This window comes from Sphingomonas endolithica, from assembly GCF_025231525.1.
GTDB classification, from domain to species: Bacteria; Pseudomonadota; Alphaproteobacteria; order Sphingomonadales; family Sphingomonadaceae; genus Sphingomonas; species Sphingomonas endolithica.
The window spans coordinates 2,677,894-2,704,245 of the sequence record NZ_CP103057.1 but is presented as its reverse complement, the minus strand read 5'-3'; the positions used below and the strand labels follow the sequence as shown (position 1 = coordinate 2,704,245).

The following is a 26,352-nucleotide window of genomic DNA, read 5'->3' as shown; positions in this document are numbered from 1 at the left end:
ATCGCGGAGCCACGATGACGATCACCATCACGGCCTTCGAAAGCTCCCCCGATCGCGGCCAAGGCCTCGCGCGTGACATGCCCGTTCGCTGGGCGTTGGAAGAAGTGGGCCAGCGCTACCACATGCGCCTGCTGTCGTTCGCCGCGATGAAGCACGACGCGCACCTCGCGCGGCACCCATTTGGTCAGATCCCAACCTATGAGGAAGGCGATCTCGTCCTGTTCGAATCCGGCGCGATCGTGTTCCACATCGCCGAGCATTATCCGGGATTGCTGCCCGACGAACCGTATGCCCGCGCCCGCGCCATCGGCTGGATGTTCGCCGCATTGAACACGGTCGAGCAGCCGATCGTCGAACGTGACACGGCCACACTCGTCGAGCGCGACCAGCCTTGGTTCGACGCGCGCCTGTCCATCCTGGACCACCGCGTACGCACCCGAATAGGCCAACTAGCCGCGCGGCTCGGCGATGCCGACTGGCTCGACGGCGTGTTCAGTGCCGGTGACCTGCTGATGATCGCGGTGTTGCGCCGGCTGAGCGGATCGGGATTGCTGAACGACTATCCGACGCTCACCGCTTATATCTCCCGCGGCGAGTCGCGCCCCGCCTACCAGCGTGCCTTCGCCGATCAACTGGCGGTGTTTACGCGCGGCGACTCGCCGACCGCACGACCGTGATCCTCATCTTCCCGTCCGCAGGCAGTCACGCCGATGCGCACTCGCCCTGACAGTAGGGCACCTTCCACTAAGCCGGTTCCGCCTTGGGACGCGACAAGCTGTGGCGATGATGAGTACCGCAATGCGCCAATGGAACGGCATCCCGAACTTATGGGCCGCACCGCCGAGGACCTGCTTGCCGCCTATGGCGTCCCCAGTGCGAGGATCGGTTCCGCGCTGGCGAAGGCGTTGGTACCTATAGCGGCGGGGTCGCGAGCCAGTTGCCCGGCGGCGCGGCGCGCAAGGCGCGAACGCCCGTACGCGAGATCGTCTGGCAGCGCGCCGGGCGCAACTTCATCGTCCGCTTCAGAGAGGCCGATGGCGCTTGGCGCGTGTTCGATGCGTTCGAGGCATCGTCGGATGCGGATTTCTGAAGGCCAGCGTCGCACATCTGTGTAGCAGCCATGTTCCGCCGGGTGGATCAGAAAGAGCGCCATCGGCAGATCTGGCTCGTGCGTTTGCAGGAGCACATGCGAAGGCTATCACTCAGGCCATCCCGCGAGCGGGGCGGCAGCAGTAACCGTGGTCAGAAATCGATCGCGATGCCCTTCCGCTCCCAGTCGCCATAGCGCGTCGGGTTGAGCCCTAAAGGATCGGCCTGCTTAGGAGCGTCGGTCTCGGGCTTGGGATCGGGCGCCGGCACGGGCACGTTCTTCGACAGATAGGCCGGCGGCTTCAAATGTGGCGGGCGGGTGCCCATGATCGATGCTCCTCAGGGGCTGTGGTTCGTCACATCGGCGCTCGGCGCACGTGCTTCAAGTGGCGGATCGCGTACTGCGCGCCGCCGCGCCGCACTTTACATCGCGCCGGGCATGCCCAATGGCTGCGCCATGGTTTCAGAGCATCATTCCTCCGGCGACGCCCCCGGCGTCCCTGCCCGTCGCGCCGCGTTGCGCTTGCTCGATGCGGTGTTGCGCCAGGGCCTGCCGCTCGAAGCGGTGCTCGACCGGGCCACCGCGGGCATCGACCGCGCCGACGATCGCGCGCTCGCCCGTGCCATCGCCGCCGAGGTGCTGCGCCGGCTGCCCGATCTCGACGCGCTGATCGATTCGGCGACGGCGCGGCCTTTGCCGGACGATGCCAAGGCGCGCGCCGCGCTGCGCATCGCGCTCGTCCAGACGCTGGCGCTCGGCACGCCCGCGCATGCGGCGATCTCCACCGTGCTGCCGTTGGTCGATGGCGGGCCGCGCAAGCTGGTCCACGGCGTGTTCGGCACACTGTCGCGTCGCGGCGATGCCTTGCCCGACGTGCCGACGCTGCCCGATCCGGTGGCGATCCGCTGGCATGCGGCCTGGGGCGACGACATGATCGAGGCGGCCGAGCACGCCATCGCCGCTCCCCCGCCGCTCGATCTGACGCTGGCCGACCCCGCGCGCACCGACGATTGGGCCGAACAGCTCGGCGGCGTCTCGCTGATGCCGGGCCATGTCCGCCTGCCCGGCGGCCATGTGCCGGAGATGCCGGGCTTCGACGAGGGAGCCTGGTGGGTGCAGGATATCGCCGCGTCCTTGCCCGCACGCCTGATCGGTAGTGGTACCGGAACGGCGATCGACGTTTGTGCGGCGCCGGGCGGCAAGACGATGCAGCTCGCCGCCGCCGGCTGGCAGGTCACCGCGCTCGACAATTCGCCGACCCGGCTGGAGCGCCTCACCGACAATCTCGCGCGAACCCGCCTCGCCGCCGACATCGTCACGGCCGACGCCCTGTTGTGGAAGCCGGCCGAGCTGGCCGACGCAGTGCTGATCGACGCGCCGTGCAGCGCCACCGGCATCTTCCGCCGCCACCCCGATGTGCTTCACCGCGTCCGCCCGTCGCTGATCGCGGAGATGGCGACGCTGCAGGAACGGATCCTCGCGCGCGCCGCGACCTGGGTTAAGCCCGGCGGGACGTTGGTCTACGCCACCTGCTCGCTGGAACCGCAGGAAGGCGAACAACAGCTCAAGCGCTTCCTTGCCGTCAACGATCGTTTCGCAGTCGATCCGGTCCGGGCGGAGGAACTGCCTGAAGGCATGGTGCCCGACGAAGCAGGCTATCTCCGCACCCTTCCGGGCATGCTCGCCGACCATGGCGGCATGGACGGCTTCTTCATGGTGCGCCTGAAACATATCGGCTGAACCTTGCGGGCGCGGGCGCCCATGCTACAGGATCGCGCATGCCACATTCCGTCCGCATCGCTCCCTCGATCCTGTCCGCCGACTTCGCGCGATTGGGCGAGGAAGTCCGCGCGGTTGACGCAGCCGGCGCCGACTGGATCCATGTCGATGTCATGGACGGCCATTTCGTGCCCAACATCACGATCGGCCCGGCCGTCGTGAAGGCGATTCGCCCGCACACCGCCAAGCCGCTCGACGTCCACCTGATGATCGCGCCGGTCGATGCCTTCCTTGAGGCCTTTGCCGAGGCTGGCGCCGACACGATCAGCGTCCATGTCGAGGCCGGCCCGCACACGCATCGCACCGTCCAGCGCATAAGGGGCCTGGGCAAGCGCGCGGGCGTGGTCCTGACGCCGCAGACGCCGGCCAAGGCGCTCGATTATCTGCTCGAGGAGATCGATCTCGTGCTGGTGATGAGCGTCAATCCGGGCTTTGGCGGGCAGAGCTTCATCGAGAGCCAGCTGCGCAAGGTCGAGGCGGTACGCAAGATGATCGACAAGGCCGGGCTGCACGTCGATCTCGAGGTCGATGGCGGGATCGATCACCGCACCGCGCCGCTGGCGATCGCCGCGGGCGCGGATGCGCTGGTCGCCGGTACCGCCACCTTCCGCGGCGGGCCGGATGCCTATGCCGCCAACATTGCGGGGCTTCGGGCCGGGCTGGGCGGCGGGTGACCGACGAGCGCCAGGGCGACGGGATCGACGAGGGAAAACGGCTGATCCGCGTCGGCGGCGATGCTGGCCTGTCGCTTGCAGAACGCCTTAGCGAGCGCTTCCATCGTCTTACCTGGCGCACGCCGATCCATGGCCTGAAGCTGAAGGGCCGCTACCCGCTCAAGCTGATCGCCGTGCCCGACGATCCGATCATGGGCGACGTCAAGCGCGGCCATGCCCTGCTCGCCGGCGAGATGACGTTCCGCGGTGAGACGCGCGCCTTCGACGGCTTGTTCGATCGCAAGGCGACGATGTCGCGCCGTTTTGCCGATCATCTGCACAGCTTCGCCTGGCTGCGCGATCTCTCGACCGTGGCGACCCGCGCGCAAGCGGCGCCGATCGCCGAGGCATTGATGCGCGGCTGGCTGCGCGAGCACGCCGACACCGTCTCCGAACCGGCTTGGCGGGCCGATCTGTGGGGCAGGCGGATCCTGTTCTGGACCGCGCATGCCCCGCTGCTGCTGTCCTCGACCGATCTCGTCTATCGCAGCCGCGTGCTCAACACCTTGGCGCGCGGCGCCCGGCATATCGATCGCAGCGCGGAAAAGATGCCGCCGGGTGCGCCGCGCATTGCCGCGATGTGCGGTGTCGCCGTCGGCGGGTTGCTCATCGCTGGCGGCGATGCGCGTCGGTCCGGCATGGAAGCCGCACTTGCCCGGACGCTGGCCGTGTCGGTGTTCGACGATGGCGGTGGCGTTGCGCGCTCGCCGGCCGCCCTGCTCGACGTGATCATGCTGCTGACCATGTTGCGCGAGACCTATGAGTCGCGCCGGCTGCAGGCGCCGGCGTCCGTGCAGGATGCGCTCGCCCGGATGGTGCCGGCATTGCTCGGCGTGTGCCTGGGCGACAAGGCGCTGTCGAGCTGGCAGGGCGGCGGCCCGGTGCCCGCGGCAATGCTCGCGCAAGTCATCGAGGCGACGGGCGTCCGCGCCCGGCCGCTGCGGCAGGCGCGCGACTGGGGCTATCAGCGTCTTGCCGCGGGCGGAACGGTGGTGGTGATGGACGCCGCCCCGCCGCCGGTCGCACGGCTGGTCGAAGGCGGATGCGCATCGACACTGGCGTTCGAACTATCGGACGGACCAGCGCGGCTGGTGGTCAATTGCGGCGGCGCGCGCTTTGCCGTGGCGCAACTGCCTGCGGCGCTGGCCGAAGGACTGCGCACCACCGCGGCGCATTCGACGCTTACCGTGGGGGACAGCAATTCGACCGCGATCCATGCCGATGGTACGCTCGGCCGCGGTGTCGCCGAGGTCGAGCTGGCACGCCAGGAAACCGAGACATCGAGCCGCATCGAGGCGAGCCATGACGGCTATGTGCGGCGCTACGGCTTTCTCCACCGCCGGCAACTGACGCTGACCAGCGACGGGCGCGAACTGCGCGGCGAGGATATGCTGCTGCCATCGGGCAAGCGGAGCAAGGCCGGCACCGCTTTCGCTGTGCGCTTCCATCTGGGCGCCGGCGTCCAGGTCTCGCCAACCGCCGACGGCATGGCGGCGCTGCTGCGGCTGCCGGGCGGGGCCTTGTGGCAGTTCCGCTGCCGCGGTGGCGCGCTCGCCGTCGAGGATAGCCTCTGGATCGACCCCGATGGCCGCCCGCAATCGACCCATCAGCTCGTCGTCACGGGCGAAACGCCGGCCGGCGGCTCCAGCATCAGCTGGGTGTTGAAAACTGCCAATTAAGCAACGGAAACGATCATGACCGCTATCACCATCCGCCGCGCCTTGCTGTCGGTGTCCGACAAGACCGGTATCGTCGAGCTTGCCACGGGCCTGGCCGGACAGGGCGTCGAACTGGTTTCGACCGGCGGCACGGCCAAAGCGCTCCGCGATGCCGGCCTAGAGGTGCGTGATATCAGTGACCTGACCGGCTTCCCGGAGATGATGGACGGCCGCGTGAAGACGCTGCACCCGGTGGTGCATGGCGGGCTGCTCGCCGTGCGCGACAATCCCGAACATGTCGCGGCGATGGACGCGCACGGCATCGGCGCGATTGACCTCGTCGTGGTCAATCTGTATCCGTTCGCCGCCACCGTTGCCAAAGGCGCTGAGCGCGACGAGATCATCGAGAATATCGATATCGGCGGCCCGTCGATGATCCGTTCGGCGGCGAAGAACCATGCCAGCGTCGCGATCCTCACCGACCCCCAGGATTATGCCTTGGTCGCCGGCGGCAGCACGACGCTCGACGATCGCAAGAGGCTTGCCGCCAAGGCCTATACCGCCACCGCAACCTATGATTCGATGATCGCCGGATGGTTCGCGCAGGACGATCAGGGCGAGGCCTTCCCTGCTACGCTGCCGATCGTGCTCAAGCGCGGCGAGAGCCTGCGTTATGGCGAGAACCCGCACCAGCAGGCGGCCTTCTACACCACCGCCGGCGCGACGACGCGCGGCATCGGCCAGGCGAGCCAGGTGCAGGGCAAGGAGCTGAGCTACAACAATCTCAACGATGCCGATGCCGCGCTGGAGCTGATCGCCGAATTCCGCGACAAGGATCCAAGCGTGGTCATCGTCAAGCATGCCAACCCTTGCGGGGTGGCAACCGCCGACACACTGGCGGCTGCGTATGAAGCCGCCTTTGCCTGCGACACCGTCTCCGCATTCGGCGGGATCATCGCACTGAACCGCCCGCTCGATGCGCAGACCGCGCGCGCGATCACCGGCATCTTCACCGAAGTCGTCATCGCGCCGGATGCCGATGACGAGGCGCTGGAGATCTTCGCCGCCAAGAAGAACCTGCGCCTGCTGCTGACCGGCGACCTGCCCGATGCCGCGCGACCGGGGCTGCAGGCCAAGTCGATCACCGGCGGCTGGCTGCTGCAGACGCGCGACAATGGCATGTTGACCGACGCCGACCTCAAGGTGGTGACCAGGCGCCAGCCAACTGCGGAAGAACTGGCGGATTGCCGCTTCGCCTGGACGGTGGCCAAACACGTCAAGTCCAACGCGATCGTCTATGCTAAGGGCGGCAGCACCGCGGGCATCGGCGCGGGCCAGATGAACCGGCTCGAATCCGCCCGCATCGCCGCGTGGAAGGCCAAGGACGCCGCCGACAAGGCCGGCTGGGCAACCCCGCGCACGATCGGCTCGGCAGTGGCGTCGGACGCCTTCTTCCCGTTCGCCGACGGTCTGCTCGCCGCGGTCGAGGCGGGTGCCACGGCAGTGATCCAGCCAGGCGGCTCGATCCGCGACGCCGACGTCATCGCCGCGGCGGACGAGGCAGGCCTTGCCATGGTCTTCACCGGCATGCGCCACTTCCGTCACTGATGGCGTTCCCCGGCGAAGGCCGGGGTCCAGGCGCGAAGGTCGTCGTACCTTCCGCAACACGAACCAAAGGACGTTCCGCGACTAGACCCCGGCCTTCGCCGGGGAACAGCGAGATATCGCCCACCTAGGCGGTCGCCGGAACAGCGCCTTCCTTCGGCATCGACTTGAACAGCGCCCGGTCCTCGGTGGTCAGCGCCCATTTGAAGATCACGAACAGATAGGCCCCGGCAATCGCCGGAATGCCTAGCAGCACCTCCAGCCATTCGAGCCGCTTGGGCAACAGCGTGAAGATGGACCCGACTGCGATCGCCGCCAGTGCGCCCCACAGCATCGGCCAGCGCCATCCCGCGACGCGTGCCTTCAGCAAATGCGACAGGAAGTTCGACTTGATCACCGAGGTCAGCCCGACCGACAGCAGCAGCGCGATCGCCGGCCCTGCCGCCTGGTAATTGACCGGCCAGCCGCCGCTGCGGATCGCAAAGATCAGCCCGAAGCTCAGCCCGATCTGGAAGCACAGCATCGCGGCCGAGATCAGCAGATTGCCGAACCGCGCAATATATACCAGCGCGCCTTCCGATACCGCGCCGGTCGATGCCGCCGCCTCGGCGGTGAGCAGGAAGCCCAGGGCGGCCGTGCCGGCGACGAATTGCGGCCCGACTACGCCCATCACCGCTTCGCCCGGGATCGATCCCATCAGCGCGAGGCCCGTTTGCGCCGCCATGATCCAGAAGCTCACCTGGCGCACCTGATGCGCGACTGCTTCCTTGTCGTTCCGCGCCAGTGCCGCCGTGACGACCGGGCCGAGAATCGGGTCAAAGCTCGTCTTCAGCTTCTGCGGGATCGAGGCGACCTGCTGCGCCATGTAGTAGATGCCGACGATCTTCGGCTCGAACATGACGCCCAAAATGAAGCGATCGACGTTGCGCGTCGCCCATTCGATCGCGTCCGCACCGGCCAGCGGCACGTTGCGCCCGGCAAGATCGATCAGGATGCTCGGCCGTGGTCGCCAGCCATAAGGCAGGCCATAGCTGCGCAGGAACGGGATCAGCGACGCGACCAAAGCGGCCGCCATCGAGGCGATGTACGACAGCACCAGCCCGTCGCGCAGCGAGTAGAAGGAGAAAGCCCAGGCCGCGATCGAAATCGTCCATGGCTCCACCACTGCCCGCGCCGTGACCGTCGCCTTGACGTTGCGGCGATAGGCCAGCGCCGCCAGGCTGATGTCCGACCAGGCAGTGGCGAACACGATCAGCGCCAGCCAGCGATCCATGCCGCGGATTTCGCTGTTGGGGTACATGATCTCGGGCAGCGCGACGAGCACCGCGCTGGCGATCAGCGACGCGATCAGCGCCACGGCCATCGCGTCCCACACCACGCACACCGCCGGGCGATCGCCCTTCGACAAGGCTTGTGCCAGCCCGCGCTTGAGCCCGAGCGTCGCCACCAGCGCCGCCAGTTCGACCACCACCACGGCCAGCGCAAAGCGCCCGACCATCTCCGGGCCGTAGATGCGCCCGGCAATGAACAGGAACGGCAGCCGCGCGACTAGACGCATGAGGAAACCGATGATGTTGGTACGCCCGCCCTTGGCCAGCGCGTTCAACTCATCCTTGCCGTCGGTGATCTGGGCCCCCGTCTTTCCCCCCCCGGTCTGGCTCAATGCGCCGCGCCCCAACTAAGTCCCGTGCCGATCTCGATCCCCAACGGTACATCCAGCACCACGGCCGGCGCTGCGGCGTTGGCCATGACGCGCTCGATCACCGGCCTGGCCGCTTCGACGTCGCCCTCGGGCAGTTCGAACACCAGTTCGTCGTGCACCTGCAGCAGCATGCGCACATTGGGCAGCCCCGCTTCGAGCAGCGCCGGCCCCATCCGCACCATCGCGCGCTTGATGATATCGGCGCTGGTCCCCTGGATCGGCGCGTTGATCGCCGCGCGCTCGGCGCCCTGCCGCTCGTGCTGCACCTTCGACTTGATCCGCGGAAAGTGCGTCTTCCGCCCGAACAACGTGGTGGTAAAGCCGGTGTCGCGCACCGTCTCGGTGGTCGCGGCGATATAGTTGCGGATGCCCGGGAAGCGTTCGAAATAGCGGTCGATCATCGCCTGCGCTTCGTCCGCCGTCACGTCGAGCCGCCCGGCCAGACCCCAACGGCTGATGCCATAGAGGATCGCGAAGTTGATCGTCTTGGCGCGGCCGCGTGTGTCGCGGTTGACCTCGCCGAACAGTTCCTGCGCGGTGAGGCTGTGGATGTCGTCGCCATTGGCGAACGCCTGCTTCAGCGCGGGCACGTCGGCCATGTGCGCTGCGAGCCGCAATTCGATCTGGCTGTAATCGGCGGCGAGCAGCACATTGCCTTGGTCCGCGACGAACGCATCGCGGATCTGGCGGCCGATCTCGGTGCGGATCGGGATGTTCTGCAGATTGGGATCGGTCGAGGACAGGCGACCGGTCTGCGCGCCGGTCAGCGAATAGCTGGTGTGCACGCGCCCCGTCGCCGGATTGATCTGCGCCTGCAACGCATCGGTATAGGTGCTTTTCAGCTTCGACAGCTGGCGCCAGTCGAGCACTTGCCGCGCAATGTCCTTGCCCGGCGAATCCTTGTCCGCAGCGATACGCTCGAGCTCGGTGACGTCGGTCGAATAGACGCCCGACTTGCCCTTGCGCCCGCCCTTGATGCCCATCCGCTCGAACAGCACGTCGCCGAGCTGCTTGGGCGATCCGATGGTGAAGGCGCCACCCGCCGCGGCGTGGATCTCGACCTCCAGCGCGCCCATCTGGTGGGCGAATTCGGTCGAGAGTTGCGACAATTTGGCGGCGTCGACCTTGATGCCGTGCCGCTCCATCTGCGCGATCACCGGGATCAGCGGGCGATCGACCATCTCGTAAACGCGCGTCGCGCTTTCCGCCGGCAGCCGCGGCTTGAAGCGCCGCCACAGGCGCAGCGTCACATCGGCATCCTCCGCGGCGTAACGCGTCGCGGCCTTAAGATCGACCTCGGCGAAGCTGCGCTGCGTCTTGCCCACGCCGACCACGTCCTTGAACGCGATGCAGCTGTGCGACAGGTGCGTGGCGGCGAGCTCGTCCATGCCGTGGCCGTGCAGTCCGGCATCGAGATCGAAGCTCATCACGATCGTGTCGTCGAACGGGAAGACATCGAGCCCGCACCCAGCGAGCACGATCATGTCGTATTTCAGGTTATGCCCGATCTTGAGCACCGAGGGATCCTCGAACAGGCCCTTCAATTTCTCCAGCGCCACCGCGCGGTCGAGCTGCACCGGCACTTCGGCGAACATGTCGGTGCCGCCATGCGCCAGCGGGATGTAACACGCCTTGTTGGGTGCGAGCGCCAGGCTGATCCCCACCAGTTGCGCTCGCGTCGCATCGACGCCGGTCGTCTCGGTGTCGATCGCCACCCAGCCCTGGTGCCGCGCGGCCGCGATCCAACGGTCGAGCGCTTCTTCATCGACCACCGTCTCATAGCCATCATGATCGCACGGCAGATCTTCCTCTTCCGCCACGCCAGGCAAACCGGGCGCCGGCTCGGCGACCGGCGCGTCGGCCACCGCCGACAATTTGTTGAGCAGGGTGCGGAAACCGTGATGCTCCAGAAACGCCCGCAGCGGCGCATCCGGGATGCCCTTCAGCTCCAACTCGTCGAGCGGCTCCGGCAAGGCCACGTCGCAGCGCAACTCGACCAGCTCGCGGCTGAGCCGCGCCATGTCGGCATGCTCGATCAGATTGTCTCGCAATTTGCCCGGCTTCATCGTCGGCGCAGCAGCCAGCACGGCGGTCAGGTCGCCATGCTCCAGGATCAATTTGGCCGCGGTCTTCGGCCCGACGCCCGGCACGCCCGGCACGTTGTCGACGCTGTCGCCCATCAAGGCGAGCACGTCGCCCAGTTGCTTGGGTTCGATGCCGTGGAATTTTTCCGCGACATGTTCCGGCCCCAGGCGCCGGTTGTTCATCGTGTCGTACAAATCGAGCCCCGGCTCGATCAGCTGCATCAGATCCTTGTCGCTGGACACGATCGTCACCGACCAGCCCTGCGCCAGCGCGGCCTTGGAATAACAGGCGATGATGTCGTCCGCCTCCAGCCCTTCGGTCTCGATGCACGGCAGCGAGAAGGCTCGCGTCGCATCGCGAATCATCGGGAATTGCGGAACGAGATCTTCGGGTGGCGGCGGGCGGTGCGCCTTATATTGGTCGTAGAGCTCGTTGCGGAACGTCTGGCTCGATTTGTCGAGAATCACCGCCATGTGCGTCGGGCCATCCGCGGCGTGCAGCTCGTCGACCAGCTTCCACAGCATCGTCGTATAGCCATAGACCGCGCCGACCGGCTCGCCATGCTTGTTGGTGAGCGGCGGCAGGCGGTGATAGGCGCGGAAGATATAGCCCGAGCCGTCGACGAGATAGAGATGAGGCATGGGCGCGTGGATAGCAGGCTCGTTCTGCCAACGCGACCCATCCGGTGTCCTCAGCGCGTCGAAACGCAGCAAATCTCGCCGCTGGCGATCGCGCGTGCGCGCATGTTGGGCGGCATATACGCACAGGCGAGCACCGCACCGGGCGAGCCGTGCCGCCGCATCCACACCATCGGATCGCCGGCCGAGCCGTTCCAGTCCGACAGCATGCCCAATCGGTGAACCGGGATGGCGCTTTGCGCATAAGCGAAATAGGTCAGATCATCAATCAATACGCGCTTGAGCCCAGGACGCTGAATGATACCGCATTTGGCACCTGCCGCCAGGATCCGCGCGCGCGGATAGGCAAACGGGCTGAGCGAGTAAGGCTGCCCGGCGACATATCCGCCGCCGCGCACCGTTGCCCATAATGGCGCGGCGTAGCTGCCGATGAGGAGCACTTGGCTCAGTGCGGACAAGGAGGCGATGAGCAGCACGGGGGCAGCGAGCCACGAGCGGTATCTTCGGGGCGCCGCCCACAGAAATGCCAATGCCAGCAACAGCACCGGGAGGTAGACCGTGGCTTCGTAGGCATTCTTGTTGTTCTGCAGCGCCGCCCAAGCGGTGGCCAAGCCGGCTAGCACGAATGCCGCTACAAGCGGCCAACGCCGCGGCCAGCGATCGCGGCCCGACAGGAAGATCAGCACCGCGGCGATCTGTGCGGCTACGTACCACGCGAACAGCGTGATGGCGCGCCATAGTTTCAGCACTGCGACCGAGTCCGGTGCCGGCGGCAACCAAGACGACATATAGGAATGTGCAGGCAGGATATTGTGCAGGTAATCACTTGGAGACATGTTGCCGATCATGATCGGCACTGCCGCCAAGACGGCACCCCAGCCATCCCCTTTCAACATGGCCAGCACGTTCTCGTGCCCAAGCTTGTCGGCCACCATCGCATCGTTGGGGCAGTCAAAGCGGCCTGACCAATAGCGGTAGCCAAAAAAGGCCAGCAGCAGCAAGACCGCCATGGCGCCGGCCCGTAATCGATATTTATCACAGCCGCGGCCGCTGGCGACCAGTGCGAGCATGAAGGCCGGCAGGTAGAAAACGCCTTTTAGATGATAGCTGAACGCAATCGTCGCGAGTACCACGATGCCGCGATGCGCCACGCCGGTTCACACGCTGCGCCGCCCCCATCACCGACAAAAGCCAGCAAGAGGCTGCCCAGCATTGCCAGCAACACCGGCTGGTCCGGCCGGCTCCAGACAAGAAGGAACGGCAGCACGCCGGTACCCAGCAGGGCAAGCACGAGAATTTCGGTTGTCGCGCGCCGGGCGCTGCGCACATCCTGTTGCCGCACGAACGCCACCATGCCGGCTACCGTAACGATGGCCGTCACTACGCCGGCGATCCGCACCCAGAGCGGATCCGACAGCCAGGCAGTGACTGCCGAGCTGAACACGCGCAACGGCAACATGAAAAGGGCCGGCGCCGCCCAGGTGTTCGCACCGCACGTCTCGCCGAGCGAACGGTCCACCCCGTCCTGCAGATAGCGCGAGATCTGGAAGCGCCACGCAACCTCGTCGGTATATACCGGCAGCAGCAGCCCAACGAGTAATGACAGCAGCAGCAGCACGAACATCGCCGCGGCCACACGATTGAGCAACTTTCCCCAGGCGGCCTCGGTCGTCGCCGCGAGCCCTGGCAAGCCCGCGCTGTTATGACGAGTCGGCGTCTAGCGGTGGTTCACCACCACCGCCGAGACAACCGCCTGCATCAATGCCTGCCGGTCGGGGATCGGGCGCTGCGTATCGCCGATCATTACCGCCAGCGCGTAGCTCCGGCCGTCGGGCGCGGTGAGGATGCCGACATCGTTATACCCCGCGGTACGCCCGACGAGATCCTGGCCCGTGCCCGTCTTGTGCCCGAAGCTCCAGCCGGCCGGCACCGCACCGCGCAGGCGCTGCTTGCCGGTCTTGGACGATTGCATCGTGCCGATCAGATAGTCGGTCGAGCTCCTCGACAGCAGATCGCCCTTCTTCAACATCGCGAGTGCAGCGGCGATGGCGGCAGGCGCCGCGCCGTCTGGCGGATCGCCGACATAGCGGTCGAATGCTGCCAGCCGATCGGCACGGGGCAGCGCCGCGCGGGCGCGGTTGAAGCCGTCGCCAAAGGCGTATTCGGGCCGCCACGTCAGCCCCGCCGTGCCGCTCTGCAACGCCCGCTCGCCTGGCCCGAAGCGGATATCGCCTAAATTCTTGCGCTGGATGAAGGCACGCACCGCACCCGGGCCACCGACATATTGCAGCAGCCGATCGTTGCACGTGTTGTCGCTCATCGTCAGCGCGCGCTGCAGCAAGTCGCCGACCGTCGTGTGATAGCCGTCACCCTTGATCAGCGCGGCGACCGGCTGGTGAAACAAGGTCAGGTCCTCGGTCCGCACCGTGATCGGGTCGTCGAGCTTCAGCCGTCCCTGGTCGCGCAGGTCGAGCACGGTCATCGCAACCCACAATTTGCTCACGCTCTGCTGCGGCAGCCGGATGTTGCCCTGGCTCTGCACCGCCCAACCCTCGTCGACGCTCCTGACCGCAATGCCGACCTTGCCACGGAAGTTCGCGCCGAGCATCGCGATGTTCGCCGCCAATGCCTGCGGCGCCTCGACGGCGCGCGCCTTGGGCGGCACGGGGATGACGAGCTGGTACAGCGGCTTGGGCAAGGCAGCGACGCGCTCCTGCCCGCCATGCCCGCCGCCGCAGGATCCGACGCCGAGCGCGATACCTACGATCGCCACCGCGCGCCTGCTGCCGTCCGTCATCATCGATTTCAACGCCGATACTCCCCGCCGGCGATCACCTTCACCAGGTGCGCATGGTTGGAAAGCGGGCTTTGACATGGCTGCGATGAACCGTCGCTGAAATACGGCGGAGCGACTCGGGCTAACCGCTTGAATCGCCAAGAATTACGGCACGAGCACGGTATCGACGGCAACCGGCAGCGTTTCCGGATAATCCAGCGTGTAATGCAAGCCGCGGCTCTCGTGCCGATGCAGTGCCGATCGCACGATCAACTCGGCCGTCTGCAGCAGGTTGCGCAGCTCGATCAGGTCCGGCGTGACGCGGAAGTGGCCGTAGTAATCGTTCACTTCCTCGGTCAGCAGCCGGATGCGGTGCTGGGCGCGCTCCAGGCGCTTGGTGGTGCGGACGATGCCGACATAATTCCACATGAAGCGCCGGATTTCGGTCCAGTTCTGCTTGATCACGACTTCCTCGTCCGAATCTTCGACGCGGCTCTCGTCCCAGGCGCGGATCGGCGGCGGCGGCGGCAGCTCGTCCCAGCATTTGGCGATATGCTTGGCCGCCGCCTCGCCGAACACGAAGCACTCCAGCAGCGAATTGGACGCCAGGCGATTGGCGCCGTGCAGCCCGCTTTCGCTGCATTCCCCAGCCGCATACAGCCCGGGCAGATCGGTCCTGCCATCCAGATCGATGACGATCCCGCCGCAGGTATAATGCTGGGCCGGGACGACCGGGATCGGCCCCTTGGTCATGTCGATGCCCAGCCGCATCAGCTTTTCGTGGATCGTTGGAAAGTGATGGGTGACGAATTCCGGCGGCATGTGGCTGATGTCGAGATGGACATAGTCCAGGCCGTATCGCTTGATCTCGGCATCGATCGCCCGCGCGACGATATCGCGCGGCGCCAGTTCCATGCGCGTCTCGTCGTAATAGGTCATGAAACGCTTGCCGGTGGTCGGGTTGATCAATCGCCCGCCTTCGCCGCGTACCGCCTCGGTGATCAGGAAGTTCTTGACCTCCAGATGGTACAGGCAGGTCGGGTGGAACTGCATCATCTCCATGTTGCTGACGCGCGCGCCCGCGCGCCAGGCCATGGCGATGCCGTCCCCGGTCGCGCCCCGCGGCGCCGTCGAGAACAGATAGGTGCGCCCCGCGCCGCCCGTCGCCAGGATCGTCGCGCGGGCGGTGTACAGTTCGACGCTGCCGCTCGCGCGGTTGACCGCGTACACGCCCCAGACGTGCCCGGCGCCCGAATAGCGTTCCTCGTGCCGGCCGGTGGCAAGGTCGATCGCCACCATGTCCGGCACCAGCGTGATGTTGGGGTGTGCGCTCGCCGCATTCTGCAACGCCTCCTGCACTGCCCAGCCGGTCGCGTCGTCGACATGCGCGATGCGGCGGTGCGAATGCCCGCCCTCGCGCGTCAGGTGGCGCACGCGCTGTCCGTCGGGGCCTTCCATGTTGAACGGTACGCCAAGCTCGGCCAGCCGCTCGATCGCGGCGGGTGCGCCCTCGACGACGAATTCCACGGTGGCGCGGTCGTTGAGGCCCGCACCGGCGATCATCGTATCCTCGATATGGCTGTCGAACGTATCGCCGGGCTCCAGCACGGCAGCGATTCCGCCCTGTGCCCAGGCGGTGGAGCCTTCGTTTAGCTGCCCCTTGGCGAGCACGGTCACCTTGAAGCGATCGGCCAGGTTGAGCGCCGCGGTCAGTCCGGCCGCGCCGGAGCCGATGATCAGCACGTCGCTCATGTTTGCGCTACTGCCCGCCATGCTCACTCCGAATGCCCGCGCCAATGTTGCGCTGCGCGATGCGCCTACGCTTCAACCGACGCCGAAGGCAAATCGGCGCGCGAGCGACGAACCGGTGGAACGTCCGATCGATCCGCGCTTTGGGCGGGCGTGACCAAAATGACCAAGAATGCCCAGCCCTCTTCCCGCGCTGCGCGCCTCCATCAAGAAGCCCTGAATTGCCTGGCCATCGCCGTGAAGGAGGAAGCGCATAGTGCCGAACTGATCGACGAGGCGCTCAAGCTGGCGAAACGATCCCGCGAGTTGAACGGCGCGGGGTAGCTGGGAATATTCATCCCATCCGCCGTCGCAGCTCCCCGGCGAAGGCCGGGGTCCAGTCGTGAGACAGTCGTTGGCGAAAGTCGCGCCTTGTTACATCGACCATCGTAACTGGATCCCGGCCTCCGCCGGGGAACTGCGACTCCAAATCAGCGTCAGCCCGCGTTCGCAGCGCGCGTCAGATTGAGGAACACATCCTCTAGATCGGCTTCCCGAGTCGAGACATCGACGATCCCATAGCCATCGGCCTGCACCGCACCCAGCACCTCGCCGGCGTTCACCTTGTCCTTGGCATAGGTGATCGCCAGCGTCCGCGTGCCCTTCAGCTCGATCTTGTGGAAGCAGGCATTCTCCGGCGTCGCCAACACGTCGCGATCCACCGTCACCTCGACCAGTTTCTCGGTCGCCATGCCGACCAATTCGCGAGTCGGCTTGTTGGCGATCAGCTTGCCGTGGTTGATGATCGCGATCCGGTCGCAGAGCTGCTCGGCTTCCTCCAGGTAATGCGTCGTCAGCACCACCGTCACGCCCTGCATATTAAGGCTCTTCACATAGGCCCAGAGCTGCTGGCGTAATTCGATGTCGACACCCGCCGTCGGCTCGTCGAGCACCAGGACGGGCGGCGAATGGACCATCGCCTTGGCCACCATCAGCCGCCGCTTCATGCCTCCCGACAGGGTACGGGCGTAGGCGTTGGCCTTATCCTCGAGATGCACCGCGCGCAGCAATTCCATCGAGCGGCGCTTGGCCTTGGGCACGCCGTACAGCCCACCCTGGATCTCCAGCGTTTCGAACGGCGAGAAGAACGGGTCGAACAGGATCTCTTGGTTGACGATGCCGATCGACGCCTTGGCGTTGCGCGGGTGCGCGTCAATGTCGAAGCCCCAGATCGTGGCGCTACCGCTGGTCTTGTTGACCAGGCCGGCCAGGATATTGATCAGCGTCGATTTGCCGGCGCCGTTCGGCCCGAGCAGCCCGAAGATCTGGCCGCGCGGTACCTCGAACGACACATCGTCGAGCGCGCGCTTGCCGCCGCTGTACGTCTTGCAGAGGTTGGCGATGCTGGTGGCGGCTTCGGTCATGCGGGAGGGAATAAGACTTGAGCCGCGATGCGCAACGCAAATCCTCCCCGGAACGGGGAGGGGGACCAGCGAAGCTGGTGGAGGGGGCGGGCCGGTAGCGTTACGCTTGGGGAGGTCCCCCTCCGTCAGCCTTCGGCTACCACCTCCCCGTGCCGGGGAGGATTGTTTGCCTCCGCCACCCTTGCTATCGCGAGTCGCATGATCGCCCCGCCAGAAATCACCCGCGTCTCCCATCGGCGTAACACTTGCGATGGCGCCACCGACATCCCTGGCGGCGCAGCGCTCGGCCATCCGCGCGTCTTTCTCGAGATCGACGAACATGGCTATATCGATTGCGGCTATTGTGATCGGCGTTTCGTGCTGATCGGCGGCCCGGCCGACGGCGTCGATCAATCCACGCTGAGCGATATCCCGTCCGGCGCCAGCATCTGATGCGTCGCTGGGCGTTCTCGATCGCCCTGCTCGCCGCGATCGGCGCCGCGCCTGCCCCTGAGGGAACCGCGATGAAGCACGCTGCCGGAACGTTCGAGGTCGTCATCACGCCCGAGGCGCAGGATGCACCGGCCGGTGGCATGCCGACCAGCCGGATGGGCATCGTTAAGACGTTCAGCGGCGGCATGGCCGGCACGGCGACCGGCACGATGCTCGCCGCCGGCACGCCCAAGCCCGGCCAGGCGGCGGGCTATGTCGCGATCGATCAGTTTCGGGGCATCGTCGACGGCCACGCCGGCGGTTTCCTGCTGCTGCACCGCGGTACGATGACCAAGGCGGGCGGCAGCGACCTGTCGGTGATCATCGCCCCCGATAGCGGCACCGGCGCACTGGAGGGGATTACGGGCACGTTCACGATCGAGATCAAGGACGACAAGCATCTCTACGATCTAGCATATAGGTTGCCGGCAGGGCGCTGAGGTCGTTTTCCCGTGAACCCGGAACTGTCCGGGGCGACGTTTGGCATATTGGCAGAGCGAGCGCCCATTTACGCGGGCAGGGACCACCCCTATCTCTGTCCCATGACCAGCCCGACAGACCCCCGCGCATTCCTCTACCATGATGGCCAGCTTGATCCCGCGGAGGCGCAGCGCCTTACCGCGCAGGTGCTCGGCAAGGCCGATGATGGCGAGCTCTACCTCCAATACCGCAAGTCCGAAGCGTTCGGCTTCGACGATGGCCGGCTGAAGACCGCGAGCTACGATACCCAATCCGGCTTCGGCCTGCGCGCGGTGTCGGGCGAGACCACCGCCTTCGCGCATGCCAATGAGCTGAGCGGTGCGGCGATCCTGCGCGCCGGCGAGACGATGGCGCTGATCGATCCGTCGACCGCGGCCAAGGCACCGCCGCCGCAGGGCACCAACCGCCATCTCTACACCGATGCCGATCCGCTCGATCTGGTGCCGTTCGCCGACAAGGTGAACCTGTGCCAGACGATCGACGCCGCCGCCCGCGCCCGCGATCCGCGTGTCGCGCAGGTGTCGGTCGCGTTGATGGGCTCGTGGTCGGTGGTCGAGATCGTCCGCGCCGACGGCTTCGTCGCCACCGATATCCGCCCGCTGGTGCGTCTCAACGTCTCGATCGTCGTCGAGCAGAACGGCCGGCGCGAGACCGGCACGTTCGGGCTTGGCGGTCGGTACCTCTATGACGATCTGATGCAGCCCGAGACATGGAACCGCGCGATCGACGAGGCGCTGGCGCAGGCGGTGGTCAATCTCGATTCGGTCGCCGCGCCGGCGGGCGAGATGACCGTGCTGCTCGGGCCGGGCTGGCCCGGCATCCTGCTGCACGAGGCGATCGGCCACGGCCTCGAAGGCGATTTCAACCGCAAGGGCACGTCGGCCTTTTCCGGGCGGATCGGCGAGCGCGTTGCAGCGCCCGGCGTCACCGTGATCGACGACGGCTCGATCGCCGACCGCCGCGGCTCGCTCAGCATCGATGACGAGGGCACGCCGACGCAGGAGAATATCCTGATCGAGGACGGCATCCTCAAGGGCTATATCCAGGATCGCCTCAACGCCCGGCTGATGGGCGTCGCGCCGACCGGCAACGGCCGCCGCGAATCGTTCCAGCATGCGCCGATGCCGCGGATGACCAACACCTTCATGCGCGCCGGCCGCGACGATCCCGCCGAACTCCTCTCGCGCGTGAAGATTGGCATCTTCGCCAAGAGCTTCGGCGGCGGGCAGGTCGATATCGTCTCGGGCAAGTTCGTGTTCAGCTGCACCGAGGCGTACAAGATCGAGAATGGCCGCCTCGGCGCCCCGATCAAGGGCGCGACATTGATCGGCGACGGCCCCAGTGCCCTCACCAAGGTGATCGGTATCGGCAATGATTTCGCCTTGGACGAGGGCGTCGGCATGTGCGGCAAAGGCGGGCAGAGTGTCCCCGCCGGCGTCGGCCAGCCGAGCGTGCTGATGAGCGGGCTTACCGTCGGCGGTACCGCGGTGTGACCACCTGGCCGGCGCTCGATTGGCCGGCGTGGCGCGACACGGCGGTCGCGCTGCAGCTGCGCACGCAGATCGTCGGCAAGATCCGCCTCGCGCTGGCGCCGTGGCTCAACCATAGCTGGCACGTGCCGCTCTACGTCTCCGCGCGGGGTCTCACGACGTCGCCGATCCACTGCGATACGCGCATGCTGGAGATCGCGTTCGACTTCTTGGCCGACGCGGTCGTGCTGACGACCAGCGATGGCGGCGAACGCCTCATCGCGCTCGAACCCGGCAGCATCGCCGAGTTCAACGCAAAAGTGCTGGCCGCACTTGCCGAACTCGATGTGACCGTAGTCATCCACGATCTGCCCAATGAGATGCCCGATCCGGTGCGCTTCGCCGACGACCATGCCGAGCGCCCCTATGATGCGGACGCTGTCCGTTCCTTCTGGCGCGCCTTGATCCAGGCGACGCGCGTGTTCGAACAGTTCCGCACCGGCTTTCTCGGCAAGGCCAGCCCGACGCATTTCTTCTGGGGCAGCTTCGATCTCGCCACGACGCGTTTCTCGGGCCGCAGCGCTCCACCGCATCCCGGCGGCGTTCCCGGCCTGCCCGATGCCGTGACGCGCGACGCCTATAGCGCGGAGGAAGCCAGCCTCGGCTTCTGGCCGGGCAGCGATGCCTATCCGCAGGCGGCGTTCTACGCCTACGCCTATCCCGCCCCGGCCGGCTATGCCGATGCGAAGGTTGAGCCGGCTGCAGCGGTGTTCGATGCAACCCTCGGCGAGTTCATCCTGCCCTATGACGCGGTGCGCACGGCGCCCGATCCGGACGCCGCGCTGCTCGCCTTCTGCCACACCAGCTATGACGCCGCCGCCGATCTGGCAGCATGGGATCGGGACGCCCTCGAATGCCCGCTCGGCCGCCCCAAGATACCACGCGCCGTCTGACCCCCAGGAGCAGGACGATACAATTCTTTCCCGCCCTCGACGACGATCACCGCGCCTTCATCGCGCTCCAGCCGGTGTTCTTCGTCGCCACCGCCGCTGCCGATGCCCGCGTCAATCTCAGCCCCAAGGGCATGGACTGTTTCCGCGTGCTGGACGACCACCGCGTGGCCTATCTCGATGTCGCGGGTTCCGGCAACGAGACGAACGCGCATCTCCTCGCCGACGGCCGCATCACGATCATGTTCTGCGCGTTCGACAATCCCGCGCTGATCCTGCGCCTCTACGGCCGCGGCACGCCCGTCCTGCCGCAGGACGATGGCTGGAGTGACCTCAGCGCGTCGTTTACGCTGCTGCCCGGCACGCGGCAGATCTTCGTCGTCGACATCGATCAGGCACAGACTAGTTGCGGCTGGGGCGTGCCGCACATGAGCTTCGAGCGCGAGCGGCAGACCTTGTCCAAATACCATATCGCCTCCAGCGATGCCGAACGCTTCGGCAAATATGCCAGGCGTACCACCAGCATCGACGGGCTGCCGGTCCGCAATCCCACGCAGCCGGCGCGCTAGCATGGCGCTCGCCGAACTCGGCCGCTTCAACCGCAACGAGGCGCATATCCTGATCGGGCGGCTCGAGTCCGACGGCATCCCCGCCATCGCCTTCGATGGCGAATCCAGCATCGGTGATGGCAGCTACCTGTTCATCGCCGTGCGCGTGATGGTGGATGCAGACGATCTCGCCGCAGCAAAGGCGATCGTCGCTGCCTCTGCCTGATTTTCGGGCATCATCTCGCAACTGCACCAATTTTATCCTCGCCCAGGCCGCCGCTTGGCGCTTGCGGCGCGTGCGCACGCTTTGCATCCACTCTGGCACGGCAATTGCTAAGCTTTCCCCCGGGACAACAAAGGGGGGCTAACCGAGTGAAACTCGTCATCGCCATCATCAAGCCGTTCAAGCTCGACGAGGTACGCGAAGCGCTCACCGAGATCGGCGTCGCGGGCATGACCGTCACCGAGGTCAAGGGTTTCGGGCGCCAGAAGGGCCAGACCGAAATCTATCGCGGCGCGGAATACAGCACCAACATGGTGCCCAAGATCAAGATCGAGATCGTCTGCGCGTCCGATCTCGCGCCCCGCGTGGTGGAGACGATCCAGTCCTCGGCCAATACCGGCGCGATCGGCGACGGCAAGATCTTCGTCCTCGATGTCGGGCAGGCGGTGCGCATCCGCACCGGCGAAACCGATCAGACCGCGCTGTGACGGCCGCGACCATGAAGGGGGAAATGATGCAGTCCACAACCAAATATGCCGGCATCGCCGCCGCGGGAGCGGCGCTGTTCGCCGCGCTCCCCGCCTGGGCGCAGAATGTCGCCGAGGCCGCACCGGCCGCTGCCGCCACGGCCGCCGCACCGTTCGTGCCGACCGCCGCGATGGTCAACAAGGGCGATGTCAGCTGGATGCTGATCTCCTCGGCCCTGGTGCTGATGATGTCGGTGCCGGGCCTCGCCTTGTTCTACGGCGGCCTCGTCCGCACCAAGAACATGCTGTCGGTGCTCATGCAGGTGCTGACCATCGTCTGCGTCGCCTCGCTCGTCTGGGTGTGCTGGGGCTATTCGATGGCCTTCACCAATGGTGGCAGCCTCAACCTCTTCGTCGGCGGCTTCTCCAAGGTCTTCCTGAAGGGCGTCGATGCGACGACCTTCGGCGCGACGTTCAGCAACGGCGTGTACCTGCCCGAATATGTCTTCGTGATCTTCCAGATGACCTTTGCGTGCATCACGCCGGCGCTGATCGTCGGCGCGTTTGCCGAACGCATCAAGTTCACCCCGCTGATCATCTTCGTCGTCGCCTGGCTGACGATCGTCTATTTCCCGATGGCGCACATGGTCTGGTACTGGGCGGGCCCGGACTTCCTGCCCGCGGCACCGGACGACCATGGCCTGATCTGGGGCTGGGGCGCGCTCGATTTCGCCGGCGGCACCGTTGTGCACATCAATGCCGGTATCGCCGGGCTGGTCGGTGCGATCGTCGTCGGCAAGCGCCTGGGTTACAAGACCGAGCCGATGCCGCCGCACTCGCTGACCATGACGATGATCGGCGCCAGCCTGCTGTGGGTCGGTTGGTTCGGCTTCAATGCGGGCTCGAACCTCGAATCGAACGGGGTGACCGCGCTCGCCTTCATCAACACCTTCGTCGCCACGGCCGCAGCCGGCATCGCCTGGGCGGTGATCGAGCAGATCGTGCACAAGAAACCGTCGCTGTTGGGGGCGGCATCGGGCGTGGTCGCTGGCCTCGTCGCGATCACCCCCGCGGCCGGCTTCGCCGCACCGATGACCTCGATCGTGCTCGGCGCGGTCGCCTCGGTCGTCTGCTTCTTCTTCGTCACGACCGTGAAGAACAAGCTCGGCTATGACGACTCGCTCGACGTGTTCGGCGTGCACTGCGTCGGCGGCATCGTCGGCGCGCTCGGCACGGCGATCGTCGCGGCACCGGCGCTCGGCGGGCAGGGCTATTTCGACTATACCGTAATGCCTGCGGCGTTCCATCCGGAGCTCTACGACATCGGCGCACAGCTGCTGACCCAGGCCAAGGCGATCGGCGTGACGCTGATCTGGTCGGGCGGCGTGTCGTTCGTGCTGTTCACGATCCTCAAGGCGACGATCGGCCTGCGCCCGAGCGCCGAGGTCGAGCATGAAGGCCTCGACATCAACGAACATGGCGAGCGCGCCTATAATTATTGACCGGTTTGCGGCGCCGGTCACGACCGGCGCCGCGCAAGACGTTCCTCCTGCGGACGACCTTAGGCCGGTGCGGCAACGCACCGGCCCTTTTTTGAAAGTCGCCGTTTATAGTGTTCCCCGGTGCGCAGGGACTTGATCGCGATGATTAGAGCTTGGTGACTTTCGGTATCCTCACCCTCCCGTTCGTCCTGAGTAGCCGTCGAGTAGCCGCAGGGCGGATCGAGATGGCGTATCGAAGGACATGCGCCTCGCGCTCCAGCCGTGCTTCGATACAAGCCCTCTATACGCGCTTCGCGCTACTCGGTCTCTACTCAGCACGAACGGATATAGGTGAAGTCGTTGCACTATGGATCAGCGTGCGCGCTTGTCACCGAGATCCTCCGCTTCGACGGCACCCTCCGCCTGCGCACGCCGCTTCTGCCAATAACGCACCGCCAGCGTACCCCCGAGAATGAACCCGCCGGGCGCGAGCAGGATGACGGCGGCCAGGCCGGCCTTGTTCCACTTACTGTCCATGCGCCCGCCTTATGCAGGCGAAGCTGAACGGTCGCCTACGCGCCGAGATCGTCCATCACGAACGCCGCGCACCGCTCGCCGATCATGATCGACGGCGCATTGGTGTTCCCCGAGACCAGTTTCGGCATCACCGACGCATCGGCGACGTACAGCGCGCCCACACCGCGCACGCGCAGCCGCGGATCGCACACTGCCCCGTCGTCCGATCCCATCCGCGCCGTACCGACCGGATGGTAGATCGTGTCCGCCCGCGCCCTGATCAGCGCCTCCAGCGCCTCGTTATCGTCCAGGTCGACCGGATGGCGATCGCGCGGTTGGTGCGCCGACAAAGGCGGCGACTGCAGGATGCGGTACATCGCGCGCACCCCGTTCTTCAGCAACTCCATGTCGCGCCGGTCGGTGAGGAAGGCGGGATCGATCAGCGCCGCCGCCGCCGCATCGGCCGAGCGCAGCCGCACCGTGCCACGGCTTTCCGGCCGCAGCACGCAGACATGGCAGCTGAAGCCGTGCGCCTTCACCTTGATGCGTCCATGATCCTCCAGCACAACCGGCACGAAATGCACCTGCACGTCGGGCGCGGGCGCGTCGGCGGCGATCGTCAGGAACCCGCCCGATTCGGCAAAGGGCGAGGTCATCGTGCCGGTGCGCTTGCGGAACCACTCGATCATCGCCCCGGCCATCTTCACCGTGCCCTTCAGCGATTGGCCCAGGAAGTGCGTTCCCTCCGTCTCAAACGCCGCAACATAATCGACATGGTCCTGCAAATTCGCGCCCACCGCCGCCCGGTCCACGCGCACCGCGATATTATGCTCGCGCAAATGCGCTGCTGGCCCGATCCCCGATAGCATCAGCAATTGCGGCGTGCCGAACACGCCCCCCGCCAGCACCACCGCGCGCCTCGCCCGTAGCGTCCGCTCAACCCCGCCTTGCCGGTACGCCACGCCGCACGCGCGCCCATCCTCGAACAGCACCCGCTCGGTGATCACATCGGTGCGAATGTCGAGATTGGCGCGCGCCGTGCCGAGATAGGCCCGCGCCGCGCTCCAGCGTTCGCCCTTGTGCTGCGTCACCTGATAAAGGCCGACCCCGGCCTGCGACACCCCGTTGAAATCCTCGTTCACCGGGATCTGCAGGTTGCGTGCCGCCTCGACGAATTCGATCGATCCGGCATGCGGCGATCGCTGGTCGCAGACGTGCAGCGGCCCATCGCCGCCGTGCAGCGCATCCGCGCCGCGCGCGTTGCATTCGCTGCGCCTGAACCACGGCAGCACCTCGTCATACGACCAGCCGGTGCAGCCCAGCGCCGCCCAATTGTCATAGTCCCAGCGGTTGCCGCGCAAGTACAGCATGGCGTTGATCGCGCTCGACCCGCCAAGCCCCCGGCCGCGCGGCTGGAACCCGCTGCGGCCGTTCAGCCCCGCCTGCGGCACCGTCTCGTACCGCCAGTTGGTTTTCTCTGTCTGGAAGGCGATGAAGCCCGGGATGCGCGTGCGCAGTCCGGTATTGCGTCCGCCCGCCTCCAGCAAGACGACGGAATAGCGGCCGTCCTCGCTCAGCCGCCCGGCTGCGGCGCTGCCGCCCGATCCCCCTCCGACGACGACGATATCGGCTTCTTCCACGCGGCTCCCTCCTGCGCCTGCCGCTGTCTCGCGGCCCAGCGCTGCTTGATGATCTCCGACGTGTCGCGGCTGCCGTCATGGCTCCACCCCGGCGGCTTGATCATGTAGTTCAGTTTCGCATGAATGCCCGGCGCTGCCCAGACGTCGCGCGCGATGCCGACCCATTCGTGGAACGCCGCCCACACCAGGTTGAACGATCCCAGATCGTGCACGATGCCGTAGCGCGGCCGATCGTCGTCGCGTTCGGCGGTGAACGTGCCGAACATCCGGTCCCAGACGATGAACACGCCGGCATAATTGCGATCGAGATATTGCGCGTTGATCGCGTGGTGCACGCGGTGGTGGCTCGGCGTGTTCATCACGGCTTCGAACCAGCGCGGGCAGCGGCCGATCACCTCGGTGTGGATCCAGAACTGATAGACCAGGTTGATACCCGCCACGAACACCAGCATCGCCGGGGGAAAACCGATCAGCGCCAGCGGCAGGCGGAACAGGAAGCCCAGGGAGATGAACCCGGTCCAGGTCTGCCGCAGTGCGGTCGACAGGTTATAATGCTGGCTCGAATGGTGGATGACATGGCTCGCCCAGAACCAGCGCACGCGGTGTGCCAGGCGGTGGAACACGTAATAGGCCAGATCGTCGACGATGAAGGCGAGCACGAACCATCCCCACGCATAGCCGATGTCGAAGAGCCGGAACTGCCACACCCATACCGCCATGGCATAGGCGATGCCGGCGGTCAGCGCGCCCGCCACGGTGCTGCCGAGACCCAGCGCCAGGCTGGTCAGCGTGTCCTTCGGTTCGTAGCGCGTGGTATCGCGAAACCGCGCGACGATCATCTCCACCAGCACCAGCAGGACGAAGCCCGGCACGGCATATTGGACGATGTCGGGCAGCTCCATATGAGCT

At 66.4% G+C, this 26,352-nt stretch carries 26 protein-coding genes; 15 read left to right on the top strand and 11 right to left on the bottom strand.

The window, feature by feature from the left end; genetic code table 11:
* Positions 1-14: 14 nt before the first annotated feature.
* Together NV382_RS12705 and NV382_RS12700 are read left to right on the top strand one after the other, a co-directional pair.
* On the top strand, positions 15-677 hold the full coding sequence (locus NV382_RS12705; RefSeq protein WP_260597107.1) for a glutathione S-transferase family protein: 663 nt from the start codon (positions 15-17) through the stop codon (positions 675-677).
* A gap of 260 nt (positions 678-937) precedes the next feature.
* Positions 938-1,090: a hypothetical protein gene (locus NV382_RS12700; RefSeq protein ID WP_260597106.1), complete on the top strand. Its 153-nt coding sequence runs from the start codon at positions 938-940 to the stop codon at positions 1,088-1,090.
* Positions 1,091-1,242: 152 nt separating this feature from the next.
* Here the strand turns inward: NV382_RS12700 and NV382_RS12695 are convergent, their stop codons facing one another.
* The gene (locus NV382_RS12695) at positions 1,243-1,416 is read right to left on the bottom strand and encodes a DUF1674 domain-containing protein (protein WP_260597105.1); all 174 of its coding nucleotides are present in this window, start codon (positions 1,414-1,416) and stop codon (positions 1,243-1,245) included.
* Positions 1,417-1,546: 130 nt separating this feature from the next.
* Here NV382_RS12695 and NV382_RS12690 point away from each other — a divergent pair, with 130 nt between their 5' ends.
* From NV382_RS12690 to purH, 4 genes are read left to right on the top strand one after another with little or no spacing between them, the layout of a single operon-like run.
* Positions 1,547-2,830, top strand: a complete 1,284-nt coding sequence (locus tag NV382_RS12690; RefSeq protein WP_260600406.1) for an RsmB/NOP family class I SAM-dependent RNA methyltransferase — start codon at positions 1,547-1,549, stop codon at positions 2,828-2,830.
* A gap of 38 nt (positions 2,831-2,868) precedes the next feature.
* A complete protein-coding gene (rpe, locus tag NV382_RS12685; RefSeq protein WP_260597104.1) occupies positions 2,869-3,543 on the top strand; it encodes a ribulose-phosphate 3-epimerase in 675 nt (224 codons plus the stop codon).
* Positions 3,540-5,261 carry a heparinase II/III family protein gene (locus NV382_RS12680; RefSeq protein WP_260597103.1) on the top strand — a complete coding sequence of 574 codons (1,722 nt, stop codon included), beginning with the start codon at positions 3,540-3,542 and terminating at the stop codon, positions 5,259-5,261. The genes rpe and NV382_RS12680 overlap by 4 nt, the downstream gene beginning before the upstream one ends.
* Positions 5,262-5,276: 15 nt before the next feature.
* Positions 5,277-6,848 (top strand): bifunctional phosphoribosylaminoimidazolecarboxamide formyltransferase/IMP cyclohydrolase, encoded by a 1,572-nt coding sequence (gene purH, locus NV382_RS12675; protein ID WP_260597102.1) that lies wholly within the window; start codon positions 5,277-5,279, stop codon positions 6,846-6,848.
* Between the two features lie 124 nt (positions 6,849-6,972).
* Here purH and NV382_RS12670 read toward each other — a convergent pair whose 3' ends face one another.
* The 6 genes from NV382_RS12670 to nadB form a co-directional block, all read right to left on the bottom strand.
* Positions 6,973-8,403: a lipopolysaccharide biosynthesis protein gene (locus NV382_RS12670; protein WP_260600405.1), complete on the bottom strand. Its 1,431-nt coding sequence runs from the start codon at positions 8,401-8,403 to the stop codon at positions 6,973-6,975.
* Positions 8,404-8,504: 101 nt separating this feature from the next.
* Positions 8,505-11,273, bottom strand: a complete 2,769-nt coding sequence (gene polA, locus NV382_RS12665; RefSeq protein WP_260597101.1) for a DNA polymerase I — start codon at positions 11,271-11,273, stop codon at positions 8,505-8,507.
* A gap of 50 nt (positions 11,274-11,323) precedes the next feature.
* Positions 11,324-12,421 (bottom strand): hypothetical protein, encoded by a 1,098-nt coding sequence (locus NV382_RS12660; protein ID WP_260597100.1) that lies wholly within the window; start codon positions 12,419-12,421, stop codon positions 11,324-11,326.
* On the bottom strand, positions 12,367-12,960 hold the full coding sequence (locus NV382_RS12655; RefSeq protein WP_260597099.1) for a hypothetical protein: 594 nt from the start codon (positions 12,958-12,960) through the stop codon (positions 12,367-12,369). The genes NV382_RS12660 and NV382_RS12655 overlap by 55 nt, the downstream gene beginning before the upstream one ends.
* 27 nt (positions 12,961-12,987) lie before the next feature.
* Complete coding sequence (locus tag NV382_RS12650; RefSeq protein ID WP_260597098.1) at positions 12,988-14,067, bottom strand: serine hydrolase; 1,080 nt, start codon at positions 14,065-14,067, stop codon at positions 12,988-12,990.
* Between the two features lie 144 nt (positions 14,068-14,211).
* Positions 14,212-15,798, bottom strand: coding sequence for an L-aspartate oxidase (nadB, locus tag NV382_RS12645; protein WP_260597097.1), 1,587 nt, complete (start codon positions 15,796-15,798; stop codon positions 14,212-14,214).
* A gap of 159 nt (positions 15,799-15,957) precedes the next feature.
* Between nadB and NV382_RS12640 the strand changes: the two genes are divergently transcribed.
* The gene (locus NV382_RS12640; RefSeq protein ID WP_260597096.1) at positions 15,958-16,119 is read left to right on the top strand and encodes a hypothetical protein; all 162 of its coding nucleotides are present in this window, start codon (positions 15,958-15,960) and stop codon (positions 16,117-16,119) included.
* 152 nt (positions 16,120-16,271) lie between these two features.
* On the opposite strand, the gene NV382_RS12635 is transcribed toward NV382_RS12640, so the two are convergent.
* Positions 16,272-17,198, bottom strand: a complete 927-nt coding sequence (locus NV382_RS12635; protein ID WP_260597095.1) for an ABC transporter ATP-binding protein — start codon at positions 17,196-17,198, stop codon at positions 16,272-16,274.
* A gap of 198 nt (positions 17,199-17,396) precedes the next feature.
* On the opposite strand from NV382_RS12635, the gene NV382_RS12630 reads away from it, so the two are divergent.
* The 8 genes from NV382_RS12630 to NV382_RS12595 all read left to right on the top strand — a co-directional run bounded on the left by NV382_RS12630 (position 17,397) and on the right by NV382_RS12595 (position 23,308).
* Positions 17,397-17,630, top strand: coding sequence for a zinc-finger domain-containing protein (locus NV382_RS12630; RefSeq protein ID WP_260597094.1), 234 nt, complete (start codon positions 17,397-17,399; stop codon positions 17,628-17,630).
* Complete coding sequence (locus NV382_RS12625; RefSeq protein WP_260597093.1) at positions 17,630-18,109, top strand: DUF3224 domain-containing protein; 480 nt, start codon at positions 17,630-17,632, stop codon at positions 18,107-18,109. Before NV382_RS12630 ends, NV382_RS12625 begins: the two co-directional genes overlap by 1 nt.
* Positions 18,110-18,211: 102 nt before the next feature.
* Complete coding sequence (gene tldD, locus NV382_RS12620; protein WP_260597092.1) at positions 18,212-19,642, top strand: metalloprotease TldD; 1,431 nt, start codon at positions 18,212-18,214, stop codon at positions 19,640-19,642.
* Positions 19,639-20,571 (top strand): DUF5996 family protein, encoded by a 933-nt coding sequence (locus NV382_RS12615; RefSeq protein ID WP_260597091.1) that lies wholly within the window; start codon positions 19,639-19,641, stop codon positions 20,569-20,571. Before tldD ends, NV382_RS12615 begins: the two co-directional genes overlap by 4 nt.
* Positions 20,532-21,137, top strand: coding sequence for a pyridoxamine 5'-phosphate oxidase family protein (locus tag NV382_RS12610; RefSeq protein WP_260597090.1), 606 nt, complete (start codon positions 20,532-20,534; stop codon positions 21,135-21,137). The genes NV382_RS12615 and NV382_RS12610 overlap by 40 nt, the downstream gene beginning before the upstream one ends.
* Before the next feature lies 1 nt (position 21,138).
* Positions 21,139-21,342 (top strand): DUF2007 domain-containing protein, encoded by a 204-nt coding sequence (locus NV382_RS12605; RefSeq protein WP_260597089.1) that lies wholly within the window; start codon positions 21,139-21,141, stop codon positions 21,340-21,342.
* 146 nt (positions 21,343-21,488) lie between these two features.
* A complete protein-coding gene (locus tag NV382_RS12600; protein ID WP_260597088.1) occupies positions 21,489-21,827 on the top strand; it encodes a P-II family nitrogen regulator in 339 nt (112 codons plus the stop codon).
* 26 nt (positions 21,828-21,853) lie between these two features.
* Positions 21,854-23,308: an ammonium transporter gene (locus tag NV382_RS12595; protein ID WP_260597087.1), complete on the top strand. Its 1,455-nt coding sequence runs from the start codon at positions 21,854-21,856 to the stop codon at positions 23,306-23,308.
* A 351-nt stretch (positions 23,309-23,659) separates the two neighbouring features.
* Here the strand turns inward: NV382_RS12595 and NV382_RS12590 are convergent, their stop codons facing one another.
* Genes NV382_RS12590 through NV382_RS12580 form a run of 3 tightly spaced genes read right to left on the bottom strand, consistent with a single transcriptional unit; the run spans position 23,660 to position 26,345 of the window.
* A complete protein-coding gene (locus tag NV382_RS12590; RefSeq protein WP_260597086.1) occupies positions 23,660-23,824 on the bottom strand; it encodes a hypothetical protein in 165 nt (54 codons plus the stop codon).
* 35 nt (positions 23,825-23,859) lie between these two features.
* Positions 23,860-25,443 carry a GMC family oxidoreductase gene (locus NV382_RS12585; protein WP_260597085.1) on the bottom strand — a complete coding sequence of 528 codons (1,584 nt, stop codon included), beginning with the start codon at positions 25,441-25,443 and terminating at the stop codon, positions 23,860-23,862.
* Positions 25,377-26,345: a sterol desaturase family protein gene (locus tag NV382_RS12580; RefSeq protein WP_260597084.1), complete on the bottom strand. Its 969-nt coding sequence runs from the start codon at positions 26,343-26,345 to the stop codon at positions 25,377-25,379. The genes NV382_RS12585 and NV382_RS12580 overlap by 67 nt, the downstream gene beginning before the upstream one ends.
* Positions 26,346-26,352: the final 7 nt, after the last annotated feature.